Here is a 13,022-nt window from a genome sequence, read left to right as displayed (position 1 = left end):
TAAATTAATTAGTGTCGCTTTATCCTTCTATTACATCAAATTTAAATAGCTGGTACCCAAACACTCCATCCAGTATTCTCATCATTTCTAACCTTAAACTCTCCATATCCCTCTTCATCAGTAACTACTCTTTCCTCAATATTACCAGTAATATCATAGAACTCTGTATTAGACTTACCTGAGTCAATTCTCTTAGTGGTTAAGTCACCAGAAGTACCCTGAGATATAATCATAACCAGACCAGTTTCTGGCATATCCTTTAACCCTTCTCTAACATAAGAGTAGGTATCAGCATCATTATTATTAACTTCTCGCCCTGCACCATAGGCATAATGGCTTCTAGCTTTAAGTAATTTATCAAGACCAGTTTTCATATTGTCCTGATAATAATCCTTCCAATAAACCATAGGTAATCCTATTTCCCTAAGTAAAATATATGTATAAGCTTGATATTTTCTTCTAGTTATAGGGTAGGTGTACTCTTTATGATCACGACCTGTATCATGATTATCTACAAAAGTAACAGCTTTATCAGAAAATCTTTTATTATTAACTAAACCAGCTTTAGATAAAGCTGCCATATTCAAGTGACCATCTCGCATCTTTTCAAAGTATTGTTTTCTTAAAGGAAAATCAAAGACTGTTAAATCAGGATGATTAACATCATATAAGAAGAAACTCAATCCCATAATATCTCTAATCCAAGCTTCCCCTACAAAGAAAACATCTTTTTCTGTATTCCCTTGTACATAAGAAAGCCACTCATTAACATAGTTAGATTCTGTATGTTGGACTGTATCGATTCTAAAACCATCAAAACCTATATCATTAATAATCCATGCTCCCCATTCTTTAAGTTCATGTCGAACATTTTTATTCTGATAATCAACATCTAAAGCCATTAAATAATCTTTAGCATAACTGTCATCCCAAGACTTACCCAAAAATAAATTCCCCTTCAAAGATTTCTTTCCAACAAGATGGTCAACACCATCAAAGGCTTGCCAATCCCACTGCCATTCTTGAGCTCTACTATAGTATTGCTGCCTTCCTTTTAAAGGAGATAGCTTAGTATAAGCCTTTGCTTTTTCTCCTGTTGCTAAAGTAACAACTTCTAAATTCTGATTACCTGCTGCTATCCTATGATTAAATACCACATCATAATAAGCTTTGATTCCAAATTTATGGAGACTATCTATAGCACCTTCTAATTCTTCTTTAGTACCATATTTGGTTCTAACAGTCCCCGCTTGATCAAACTCTCCTAAATCCCATAAATCATAAGTTCCATAGCCTTCATCTTTCTGCTCATGGGCTTTATTAGCTGGTGGAAACCATAACTCACTAATTCCCACACTAGCTAAATCTTCAGATCGCTGAGCTAGTAACTGCCAAAAGTTATGCTCTTCAGAATACTTTTTAGCATATTCACCTTTATCTAACTCCCAATAAAAAGCCTGCATTAAAGTTGGATTGCTAGCTAATAATTCTTTTTTCAACTGTAAGCCCTCACCCTGCTCATCTATTACCTCTAAAACTATTTGATATATTGAACCTGGCTTTAAATTTAAATTAGAAATAGTAATGATATTTCCTTCATTAGCTAATTCAAACTCTTTTAGTTCAACTGTATCCTCTTTAATTACAGCCTTAACCTGCTCAATATCATGATTAAATTCAATCTCAATTTCACTTAAAGAAGATAAGATAACTCTATTATCAGTCAGATTAGAATTAACAGCCATTAAATTATCCTGATTACATCCTGTACCTAGAATTAATATTATACTAAGAAATACTACTAATAAACTGACCTTTTTTAGCATTATTTTTTCCCTCCATCTTCAAATAATTAACACCCTTGACTCAGATAAATACTAATCTTCTTTATCTACTACAATTTCTCCATTGTGTACAACCATCTGTCTGTTTTCTAAATCCTCAATATCTTCTAAAGGATTACCAGAAACAATTAACATATCAGCAATTTTACCCTCTTCCAAAGTTCCAAGGTCTTCTTCTCTATCACATACAAAGGCTGCATTTTTGGTTCCAGCAATAATAATATCCATATTAGACATTCCTGCTTTTTTCATTAATTTCACTTCAGTAATTGGAAAACCACTATCAAAATCAGCTTTGTACCCTGCAAAGTCAGTTCCTAGAGCAACCTTTCCTCCTGCCTTATAAAACTTAACAAGATTTATTCTAGCTATAAAATCATAATTTATATTATACATTTTACTTATACGTTTCCACAGTTCTAAGGTAGGCACCCAATAAATGTCTTTAGCAATAATTTTATTACAGGTCTTATCATCTAAGAGATTAACAATCATATGTGCAATATCATCAACCCCTAAATCAATAGCCCATTGTAGATGTTGAGAATTAGTAATATGGACTGATGTTCTTATTCCTCTAGCATGGGCAGTATCTACAATAGTCTTTACCTGTTCAAAGGTAGGCATTTCCCAGCTACGGTTCTGGTCAAAATCTGTAATTGCAAATTTTATAATCTCAACATTATCATCTATATAACCATTAACCATCTCTTTAGCCTCTTGCATAGAATTAAAAGTAGAATTTCCATAGCCATCTGGCACCCCTAATATAGGTGATGCAGATACCACTCTAGATAAGTCTGCTCTTTGATTAAATTTATCTCTTTTAGCAATAGCTTCTGTAACCTCTATTTGTGGTGATAAATCCCTAACTGTAGTAACCCCTGCATTTAGCCAATTTTTTAAATTTTTTTCAGTATAAGCATGATGAACATGGCTATTTATAAAACCTGGCAAAATAGTTTTACCCTTTAAGTTAATCTCTATAACCCCTTTAGGGACTTCAACTTGGTTGCTCTGTCCAACCCTTTTTATTCTTTCTCCTTCAACTAAAATAACACCATTTTCTATTGGCTTTGCACCAGTACCATCGATAATAGTAGCATTATAAAAAACCAATAACCTTTGCTCTTTATTTACATCACCTAAATCTTTGGCTTCTACCTCAATATTTTTACTAATCAGACCATAGGGGCTTAGTAATAAGGTAAATAGAATAACTAACAGACAAAGAAAATAGAACTTTGGCTTAAGCAAGATAATTCCTCCTTCTAGATAAATTGTAATTTTACTTATCATCTTTCAATTCATTTGCTAAATCAATAATTACTTTCTTCATAGCTTGATTGATTTCAAAGTTCTGATCTATAAACTCAACAATCTTTATAGCTGACTGAGGAGATTTGTCATAGCCTTGTATCATCTCAGACAATTGCCTAGCAGTCTTAGGATAACGCTTTTCATATCTACGTTCATTCTGATATTTGTCCTTGTAGTAATCTACTTCATCTTCAATCAGATTAGAAAGAGACAACAGATTATCCAATGCATAATTCTGTATAAATCTAGTTCCTGATAATTTTTCTCCTCTAGCAAATCTAGTTAATCCTACATAAAGACAGGTCAAAGCCTCCCCAATAGCCCATTGCTTAGATTTTGGCTTCCATCTTATAGATTTATCCTTAGGAGAGCAGATACTTTCATCAAATCCATCTTCTTTCCAGACTATTCTCCCTTCAGCAAAATCAGCCTCAGCTAACTCTTGCTCTTCAAATATGGCAAATTCACAATAAACTCCATCCTCATAGAGTAACTTATAACCGTCATCAGTATTCTGAAAATAATATATTACTGGTGAGATAGAAGTAAGCCAATCTAGCTTCTCAATAAATCTCGTCTTAAAACCCTCTTTAGCTATCACAAAAAAATCTAAATCTGAATACTCATCTAACCTACCTAACTCTTTTCCTACAGAACCAAGACCTAATAACGCTAAGGCTTCACCTGTATTTTTAAGAGATTCTCCAATCTGGTCTAACCTTTGAAGTAATAAATCTTTCTTGCTCATCACTATCATCTCCTTAATGTTTATTTAAAAGAGTGGCTTTAAGACAACTCCTTCTTTAGCTTTTATTGTAATTTCCCCTTCTAAAATCCGGTCTGTTAATAACTCTCTATAGCTACCTGCTAGCTCTAAGATAGTATTTTGATTAGAATTATTTAGATAGATAAGCATCTCTTGACCATAATAACTTCTTTTATATCCATATAGATTAATCTCTCTATCCTTTAATACTTCACTATACTCTCCAGCTATAAGCTCTTGATTCTCTCTTCTTATTCTTATTAATCTTTTGTAATATTGGAACAGCTCTTGGTTCTGCTTACCTTCCTCCCAAACCATTGCCTCTCTCTTCTCTAAACCATCAACTCCACCAGCCATTCCATATTCATCACCATAATAAATAACTGGGATCCCCAAATAGGTAAATTGAAATAAGATAGCTAATTTAAAGTTTGCTAGGTTATTCTCACATTTATATAAGAACCTTGACACATCATGGCTATCTATTAAATTCCACAGATTTTCATGAGCCTGCTTCTTATATAAACTCCTAATCTTTGCTAACCTATCACTAAATTCATCAACATTTATAACTTCTTTAGCAAAGAAATCTTCAACAACCTCTAAGAAAGGATAGTTCATTACAGTATCAAACTGATCTCCCTTTAGCCAAAAATCAGAGTCATACCAAACCTCTCCTGAAATCAATATATCAGGATTGATCCTCTTTAAAGTTCTTCTAAACTCTCTCCAAAATTCAGGTGAGATTTCATCGGCAACATCTAATCGCCAGCCATCTATGTTAAACTCTTTAGTCCAATATCGAGCTACCTCTAGAAAATATTCAGCCGTTTCTTGATTTGATAAGATTAATTTAGGCATGTGATAGTAATAGCCAAAGGTCTTATAATTAGGCTTTCTTTTTCTTTCTTTAGTAACTGGATAGGAGTCTACCTCAAACCAATCCTTATATTTTGATTCTTCACCCTTCTTCACCAAATCATCAAAGGCAAAGAAGTTTAATCCACAGTGGTTAAATACTGCATCTAAGATAATCTTAATCTCCCTTTGATGAGCCTTATCTACCAACTCTTTAAACTCTTGCTTTGTTCCTAAGCCAGGATCTATCTGATAATAATCATCGGTATCATATCTATGAGTACTATCGGATTTAAATATAGGAGTTAAATAGATTGTATTTATGCCTAGGTCTTCTAAGTAACCCAACTTTTCAGTTATTCCCTTGAGGTTTCCTCCTAAAAATGTTCTATAATTCACCTCTCCATTCCAGTCTTCTGTATATTTATCTTCTAACACAAAATTACTACCTCTATTAAACCTATCGGGAAAGATTTGATAGACAATTGCTTTTTGGTGCCAAGCTGGAATTGTAAAGAGATTATCCTTAGAGAAGTTAGCCATAATAAACATATCTGCTTCCTCTTGTATTGAATCTTTATAAAAGCCATTTCTTCCATAGAATAAACTTTCTTCTTTACTCACTAGTTCAAAATAATAGGCTAAGCTTATTCCTTTAAACTCTATAATGACTTCATGATAATCAAATAACTGATCACTATATTTCTTGGTCATCTCTACAATTTTTAAATCCTCACAACTATTTATCTTTCTATACTTATCACAATGAAAGACTTTTACACTATTTAAATCATCCCTTTTAGTTCTTAATTTAAGCAAAACCCTATCTTCTTCTACAAGATAAGCATAATTGGAGTTTACTCTATGATAAATCCCTTCTAAATTCATAATTTCACCTCAAATTCTAATTTGATATTAATTAATCGATAACATTCTACATCTATTTCCTATAAATTTATTAACATTTCATCTTAAAGCAATCCTGTAAACGTTTACAAAAAAGATTAAAAAAACTATATATATTTCCCCCTTTCCTTTAATTAAAAAGTAATAAGCAATCTAAAGTAGAAAATTTAACCCCTATCTTCTATTATTCTAAAATATAATTACCTAATCTCCTTTACACTATCTCTAATTACTAACTCCTGCTCAACTATGAGCTTCTTAGCCTTTAAATCTTTATTATCAATATATTCAAATAATAACTTAATGGCTTCATCACCTACATAGTATAAGTCCTGTTTTACTGTAGTCAGCTTAGGTATAAAATGCTTTGCTATCTCTATATCATCAATCCCCATTACAGAAATATCTTCAGGTACTTCTATCCCCTTTTCTTTCAAGTAATTTATCGCCCCAATAGCAGTTCCATCATTAGAGGCTAACACAGCAGTTGGAAGCTGATCAGATTTGCTTAAAATATTCTCCATAGCCTTATACCCTGATTCAATTGAATAATCACTTCCTTGTATATAGCACTCTTTTATCTCAAAGTCATTTCTTTTCATTATATCCTGATAAGCCCGATATCTCTTCTCACCTTCTAAATCATAATAAGGAGCTTTTATAAAAGCTATCTTCTCATGTCCCAAATTCACAAGGTAGTTCATTGCTTTTACTGCACCACCATAGTTATCAGGCAACACAGCAGGAATACTCAACTCTTCAATAGCTTGGTCTAATAATACTATAGGAATCTCTTTATTTATCTTCTCAATACTCTCTTTCTTCTCTTTTGTCATCTTTCCTACAAAGTAAAGTATACCTTCTACTTGACTCTTATAGAGCATATTTAGATTCTCTAGCTCTCCTTCAAATCTGCCTACAGAGCTTGTAATCATGACTCTATATCCCTTTTGGTTACAATAATTAATAATAGCGTCTACTTGTTCTGTATAATATGCAGTAAATTTAGGAAGTAATAAACCTATAATATTAGATTTCTTGCTTGATAATCCTCGGGCAATTAAGTTAGGTTTATATTCATGTTCTTTAATAACCTCTTTAACCTTCTCTCTAACTTCATCCCTTACTCCCGGTTTATCATTTACTACTCTAGACACTGTAGCTATAGAAACTCCAGCTAACTTAGCTATATCTTTAATCTTCATTAAAATTCCACTTCCCCATAGTCCTATATTATAATCTTATATTATAATAATATCCCTGTTCTACCATTATGTCAAGATTTTTTGTAAACGTTTTCAGAAATAATCTAATAATAGCATCAAGTATATACTTGATGCTATTACAAACCTTTGATTTTAATCTAACATTTTTAATTCTCTCAATAGGAAAGCTAAGTTATCTGAAATCTCATTCAATTTATTTACAATATCAAAGTCTTTCTTGTATAAATTACCGAATAATTTTCTAATATCTCTTTCCATATTTTCAGGAGTATGCTCTAAGCCACTTACAATCTTGAGAAGTTTCTTCTCTCCAGGATGAAGGGTCTTATTTAAAGCAAAGATTATATCGAAATAACTTTCAAAAAAGGCACTGGTTCTATGGTTGATACTGATAACATCATCCCTTTTCAAAGCCTTTTCAATCTGCTTAGTGTAAGCAGGAATTATCTGATTTAAGATAGGATAGTTCTTAGCAATTATATTTCTTCTTAGCTCTTCTGGATACTCGATATCAAAGCTCTCTTTTAAAACTTGTAACTCTCCATCTTCATCATAAAGAATATCTGAATTAATAAGATTAGACCAAAAGCAGGTAGTATAACCTGTTGAGGCTTGATGTTTAATTACAACATTTTCTAACATTCCTTCTAAGCAATTGACATCTCTATATACAATATCAATCTGAATATTGCTATATTTAAAGAATCCTTGGTCTTCTTGCTCCCAAGTTTTATTATCCAACTCAGCATAATTAAAGTACTTTTCCGCTAACTTTTTCCTAAACTCTAGGGGGATCTCTTGCTTAGAGTAGATATATAAATCATAATCTGAATCTTTATCAAAGTTAGCAGTTGTCCTCGACCCGGCTAACATAATCCCTTCTACCAACTCATACTTCGAAAAGTCATCTACTAAAGCTAAAAAACTATCATCATACTTTGACATTATTACCATCCTCCTTTAAATTAACTAATATTAATTTATAAATTTTAAAATGAAGCTGAATGTGTATATTGGGATACTTTTTTATTAGTTGTCAGGTGATTTAGCTTTACTAATCAGCCAACCATCTACCAACCTAACTCCGAAACTATCGAACTTTCTATCTATAACCATAGATTTCATTCTAGCTATTTCTTCTTACTCTTGTAATAAGCTACCTTCTCTTCAAAGGTCTTTTCAGCAATAGTGTCAAGTAAGATATCAGATTGGACTAAAACCTCTTTATACTTCTCTTCTAACTTCAGGAAATAGATATCATGGTGAATATGCTCTGCAACTATAGCCACCAGTAATGGGTTCTCTGTAAAGGTGCCTATAAAGCTTCCACCAAGCTTACCACTTGCTATTATAACCTTTTGATAATCTACAACCAGCATCATTCTTTTAAAGATAGAGGGCTCAAAATCTCCTAATTTATTATTGCGATAATACTCTATAGGAATATCATCATTGAGTTGGGATTTTTCAAAAGAAAAATGAAGAATCCTAACCCCTCTATCCGTTAAAACCTTCAACTCATCTGCAAATAAATTTAAATCATAATTGCTATTGATATATACTTCCTTTTCAGCCGTTAGTAATAGCTCCTTAGTCTTTAAAATAAAGTTCTCATGACCTTTAATATTCCAATACTCTTTTCCTACAATAGGCTGCTCTAATTCTGCTAATTCTTCTTTAACTGTATTAGCAGTCTTTATATATTGTTCTGTTATATTATCAATTAAAACTTCTGGCTTCTGTGCTTGATAAAGCTTTGTCTTTCCTGGTAGAAGAGAGATAGCACCTTTTTTATACAAGATATCTAAGGTAGAATAGACAGCAGAACGGGAGGCTTTAATTATTTTCGATATTTGAGAGCCATTAGATTGCGGATTTTGTAATAAAGCTATGTATACCTTTGCTTCTAACTCCGTAAAATCTAGCTCTTGTAGTTTTTCAATTATTTTATCCATTATAACACCACCAATCATATTATGTTGTTCTGTACAGAACAACATAATATGATTGTACTCTATAATCTGAATTTTGTCAATAATAATCAAAAAAATAACACTCCAAATTTTGGAGTGTTATTTAATCACTATTTATAGTTCAACCATTATTCTCTTCTTATCTTCAAAGGTAGCAATCTCAGTATAACCAATATCTAATAACATCTCTCTGACCTCAGCTAAATTCTCTCCCACTCTATCAGCTCTATGAGCATCAGAACTTGTAGTAACTTTAATTCCCAATTCATAAGCCTTCTCTAATATCTCTCTACTTGGATAAAACTCCTTAGCAGGCTTATTCATCCCATTGGTATTTATCTCAATTGTAATATCCTCTTGGGCTATTACTTCTAAAGTAGGGGTTACTAATTCTACTACATCAGTTTTAGGTCTAAAATTAAAGACCTTGATTAAATCTAAATGACCTAACAGCTGGAATAAGCCAGATTTAGCAGCACCTGCTACCCTCTCAAAGTATCTCTTATATAACTCATCTATATCCCAATTATCATATTCATCGGTATAATCAGGATGGTCAAACATCCAATTACCCAAAAAATGAATTGAGCCTATTGCATAATCTAGATCAAATTGCTCTAAAAATTCTTTGATCTCCTTCTCTTTACCAGGGGTATAATCCATCTCAATCCCTTTTCTAACCTTTAATTGGGGAAACTCTTGAGCTACCTCTTCAATTAAATCAAAATCAAACTGCTCATAATAGCGGTTATGGTCTGTAAAACCAATCTCTTTGACATCCTTAGCAACTGCTGCTTCTAAAAACTCTCTAATATCCTCCACAGTTCCTTCTCTATCCTCATGACCTAATAAATGAGTATGGTAATCTACTAACATTCTTCTCTCCTCCTCAATAAAAGATTAATTTACAATTTAAAATGTACAATGTATAATGGTTACCTTTAATTCTAAATTGTCAATTGTACATTGTCAATTTATTATCTTAACCTGTACATTCCTTCTTCTTGGGCCATCAAACTCAGCAAAATAAATCCCCTGCCAAGTACCTAACAATAGTCTGCTATCATTAATAATTATCTGTTCTGAATTACCAAAGAGACTAGCTTTAAGGTGGGCTGCTGAATTTCCTTCTAAATGACGATAATTATCCTGCCATGGAATTAGATCATCTAATTTATATAAAATGTCATCTTTGACTGTTGAGTCAGCATTCTCATTAATAGTAACCCCTGCTGTAGTGTGGGGAATAAAAATTAAACATATCCCATTTTCTACTTGAGATTCATTGATAATATCTTGAATACTATCAGTCATATCAATTAATTCCGAGTGATTATTGGTCTTTAAGTCAAACTCTGTAAACATATTACTCACCCTTTTTTGTATTAATTCTAACTTTAATAAGTAATCTCCTTTATAGTTTGAAAATTTAACTTTTAAAAATTATAAATAAGACCGCTATTAAAGCAGCCCCCAATAAAACTGCTAAGTACATCATAATTAAACCTCCTAGCATTATGATAGCTTGTTGTATATAATATTCCTTACTTAGCTTATTATTTGTTTAGCATTATTATTTTATGCTTAAATTCCAAAAAGATAGGAGGTCATTAAACATTCTAACTTATATATTCTATTTAAAATTATACTTATCTAAGCTTCTCTAGTAATTCATATGGAACCTCTACTGTTCCTAATAAGTATTTATCTTCATTAGCTGGACCATGACAATCAGAACCACCAGTAATGATTAAATTATTCTTTTGAGCCAATGATAGATAATAGTTAGTCTCTTGGTCAGTATGTTTAGGATAATAAACTTCTATTCCATCTATTCCATTACAAGTAATTAACTCTTTAACTATCTCATTATCAGCAATTACCCCTGGATGGGGCAACACTACTATTCCTCCTGCACCTTTAATCAGCTTAATAGCATCTTCAGGCTTTAACTGATATTTAGGAACATAAGCTGGTCCACCATCCTCTAGATAATTATCAAAGGCTTCTTGCATACCTTGAACATATCCCTCTTCTATCATCAATCGAGCAATATGAGGTCGTCCTACCCCTGTATCTCCTGAGATTTCTTTCAATTTATTAAAATCTAAATCTATCCCTAAATCTGATAGCTTATTTAATATCTGCCTAGCCCGAAACTCTCTTGAATTCTGTAGATTATCTATTATTTCTAATAATTGTTGATTATTACAATCAATCTGATAGCCTAAAATATCGACTCTTTTATCCTTATAATAAGTAGTCAATTCAATTCCAGCAATAACTTCTACTCCTAGCTCCTTTCCTCTCTCAATAGCATTTGCTACTCCAGCCACGGTATCATGGTCTGTAATAGCAATTGTTACTAAATCCCTTTTCTTTGCCTCTTCAACCACCTCACTTGGAGTAAACGAACCATCAGAAGCTGTAGTATGTATATGTAAATCTATTCTTTTCATTATTTAAACACCCCGTTTACCTATTTTTACACTGTTTTAAAAAAATAATACTATAGGAGGATAATGGGACACTTTAGGAATCTGTAAATTATACCGATTCCTGATTCCTAACACGAAAGTGTCGCACTCTCCCATTGAATTCTACTTTGAAATTAGATATCTATAGTATAATAATCACCTCTATAATAATAAAAAAGAGCACTCCCGTGAGTACTCTATCATAGGTATTTGCTTAGCTGACCTGGTTTTTGACCCCACACTCGCCCACTGGAAGTCTCGCAAATTAAGATCAAATTCACTACCCCTTCTCTCTAGTAAAATTACTATATGTAATAATCCAGGTAGGTCTCACCGTTGCATAAAACCTATAAAACCACTAAAAACTTAATAGAATCTATAAGTCTTACTTTAATTCCCTGTTCGACGAGCCCTATTTCAAATAACTAAAATTATTCTACTTTAGTTTGATATAACTCTCCGAGGGCTTAAATTCGGATACAACGCATCCTACATATTAGCATTTCCTTTTAGGTGGAATTATGCTAATTCTTCATAATTAGCAAGATTGATACTAGCATTCTTATCTCTATCTATCTCTAAACCACACTTACTACACTTATAAACTCTATCTGATAGTTTTAAATCTTTCTTAACTGAGCCACATTCAGAACAAGTCTTACTGGAAGGATAAAATCTATCGACTTGAATAAACTCTATACCATTAAACTCACATTTATATTTCATTTGCCGAATAAATTCATAGAGTTTCTGTTCTTGAATAGCTTTGGATAAATGTTTATTTTTCATCATACCGGTTATATTTATATCCTCCATCACTACTCTATATGGCTTTAATTTAACTATCTTATTGGTAGCTTGATGAATATAATTAAGTCGGATATTTGCTAGCTTTCTATAAACAAGTTTAATTTGTTTTTCTAATTTGATAATATTTTTAGTTTTAACGAATTCATTGCCTTGCTTATTCATCTCATATTTTCTAGATACTTGCTTTTGCAATCTTTTAAGTTTCTTTTTTAATTTTCTAATTTTTGAACTCTTATTGATATTTTTAATAGGCTTTTTCAGGCAACTAACTACTGCTAACTCTTTTATACCTAAATCAATTCCTACACTTAAATCTTTGCTCAACTTGACTTGGTTTTCGCCATGTTCAAACCCTAGAGTCAGATACCAATACTTTCCATCGAAATAGCATCTTGGATTAATATATTTATCTAAATCCGGTATATCATAATTAGTTGAATACTCTACTTTACCGATCTTTTCCATGTTAACTTTACTATTTTTAAAGTACACAGCATCATATCTAACATAAAAGGATTTTTTAGATTTACGTTTAGTCTTAAATTTAGGTTTGTTAGCTTTACCTTTAAAGAAATTTTGATAAGCAACATTTAAATCTTCAAAAGCTTGTGCTGTTACTTGCGCACTAACCTCATATAACCATTTATATTCTTCTTTCTTTTTCATTTTAGTAAACTCTTTACTTATCTTGAGTTTTGATGGTTTAATTCCTTGTTTATTCATATCTCGCCATCTAGCAAGACCCCAATTATACGCAAATCTTGCACAGCCAACTGATTTAAACATTAATATTTCTTGTTCTTTAGTTGGTTTTAACCTTATTTTAATCGATTTTATCATTC

Annotated in this window: 11 protein-coding genes; all 11 read right to left on the bottom strand. The window is 32.0% G+C overall.

Annotated elements, in window-relative coordinates; translation table 11 throughout:
• Positions 1 to 41: 41 nt before the first annotated feature.
• Positions 42 to 1,826 carry an alpha-amylase domain-containing protein gene (locus BX659_RS04385; RefSeq protein ID WP_106231656.1) on the bottom strand — a complete coding sequence of 595 codons (1,785 nt, stop codon included), beginning with the start codon at positions 1,824 to 1,826 and terminating at the stop codon, positions 42 to 44.
• Between the two features lie 51 nt (positions 1,827 to 1,877).
• Positions 1,878 to 3,143, bottom strand: coding sequence for an amidohydrolase family protein (locus BX659_RS04380; protein ID WP_106231654.1), 1,266 nt, complete (start codon positions 3,141 to 3,143; stop codon positions 1,878 to 1,880).
• Positions 3,133 to 3,912 (bottom strand): hypothetical protein, encoded by a 780-nt coding sequence (locus BX659_RS04375; RefSeq protein WP_106231653.1) that lies wholly within the window; start codon positions 3,910 to 3,912, stop codon positions 3,133 to 3,135. Before BX659_RS04375 ends, BX659_RS04380 begins: the two co-directional genes overlap by 11 nt.
• A 24-nt stretch (positions 3,913 to 3,936) precedes the next feature.
• The gene (locus BX659_RS04370) at positions 3,937 to 5,676 is read right to left on the bottom strand and encodes a glycoside hydrolase family 13 protein (protein ID WP_106231651.1); all 1,740 of its coding nucleotides are present in this window, start codon (positions 5,674 to 5,676) and stop codon (positions 3,937 to 3,939) included.
• Between the two features lie 218 nt (positions 5,677 to 5,894).
• Positions 5,895 to 6,899, bottom strand: coding sequence for a LacI family DNA-binding transcriptional regulator (locus tag BX659_RS04365; RefSeq protein WP_106231650.1), 1,005 nt, complete (start codon positions 6,897 to 6,899; stop codon positions 5,895 to 5,897).
• A gap of 153 nt (positions 6,900 to 7,052) precedes the next feature.
• Entirely contained in the window at positions 7,053 to 7,865 is an 813-nt protein-coding gene (locus BX659_RS04360; RefSeq protein ID WP_219884424.1) for a DUF4037 domain-containing protein, read from the bottom strand.
• Between the two features lie 185 nt (positions 7,866 to 8,050).
• Positions 8,051 to 8,875, bottom strand: coding sequence for a TrmB family transcriptional regulator (locus tag BX659_RS04355; protein WP_181186409.1), 825 nt, complete (start codon positions 8,873 to 8,875; stop codon positions 8,051 to 8,053).
• Between the two features lie 132 nt (positions 8,876 to 9,007).
• Positions 9,008 to 9,769, bottom strand: a complete 762-nt coding sequence (locus BX659_RS04350) for a histidinol-phosphatase HisJ family protein (protein ID WP_106231645.1) — start codon at positions 9,767 to 9,769, stop codon at positions 9,008 to 9,010.
• A 93-nt stretch (positions 9,770 to 9,862) separates the two neighbouring features.
• On the bottom strand, positions 9,863 to 10,258 hold the full coding sequence (locus tag BX659_RS04345; RefSeq protein ID WP_106231643.1) for a secondary thiamine-phosphate synthase enzyme YjbQ: 396 nt from the start codon (positions 10,256 to 10,258) through the stop codon (positions 9,863 to 9,865).
• A 284-nt stretch (positions 10,259 to 10,542) separates the two neighbouring features.
• Positions 10,543 to 11,352, bottom strand: a complete 810-nt coding sequence (locus BX659_RS04340; protein ID WP_106231641.1) for a PHP domain-containing protein — start codon at positions 11,350 to 11,352, stop codon at positions 10,543 to 10,545.
• A 537-nt stretch (positions 11,353 to 11,889) separates the two neighbouring features.
• Complete coding sequence (locus tag BX659_RS04335; RefSeq protein WP_097017043.1) at positions 11,890 to 13,020, bottom strand: RNA-guided endonuclease InsQ/TnpB family protein; 1,131 nt, start codon at positions 13,018 to 13,020, stop codon at positions 11,890 to 11,892.
• Positions 13,021 to 13,022: the final 2 nt, after the last annotated feature.

The sequence above is a fragment of the Orenia metallireducens genome (assembly GCF_003001995.1).
In the GTDB taxonomy this organism is placed as follows: Bacteria; Bacillota; Halanaerobiia; order Halobacteroidales; family Halobacteroidaceae; genus Orenia; species Orenia metallireducens_B.
Note: the sequence above shows the minus strand (reverse complement) of the source record. Positions and strands in the feature narration are given on the sequence as shown.